This window comes from Corynebacterium sp. LK26, assembly GCF_014335085.1.
In the GTDB taxonomy this organism is placed as follows: Bacteria; Actinomycetota; Actinomycetes; order Mycobacteriales; family Mycobacteriaceae; genus Corynebacterium; species Corynebacterium jeikeium_D.
In genome coordinates, this window is the sequence record NZ_PDHB01000005.1 from 1 (window position 1) to 367 (window position 367).

General features: G+C 56.7%; 1 other RNA gene. It reads right to left on the bottom strand.

From position 1 onward, the window contains the following. Positions 1-32 precede the first annotated feature (32 nt). Positions 33-127, bottom strand: an RNA gene (gene ffs / locus CRD13_RS05705) — signal recognition particle sRNA small type. Positions 128-367 lie beyond the last annotated feature (240 nt).

Consider the following 367-nt stretch of genomic DNA (forward strand, 5'->3'; position numbering starts at 1 on the left):
CATAAGTGCCAGAAGAACGCCGGGGATAAAAAAAAAGGGGACCCCACGCACCCGTCAGAGCTCGCTGACCCTTGCTGCATTCCTGCCCTGGGGGAGTTCACGAGATGGACGCCACATGGGATCCGTGAAGACAGCCTACTACAGGCCCACGCAAAAAGTCACACTGCTAGCGCTCGCCGCACCGTTCAGCGAAGAACTGCCACACTAATCAGGGCGTTGCCACCACGGATTCGTCACCAGTTTCGTGACAGCATTCATGACAGTTCCCCGCCTCCCCGCAGCCCCCGGCATACACTGCAAATCCGGGTTAAGTAAAGAAAAGTGTGTCCGCATGCCACCATAACCCCAGACCACACACCACAAATCA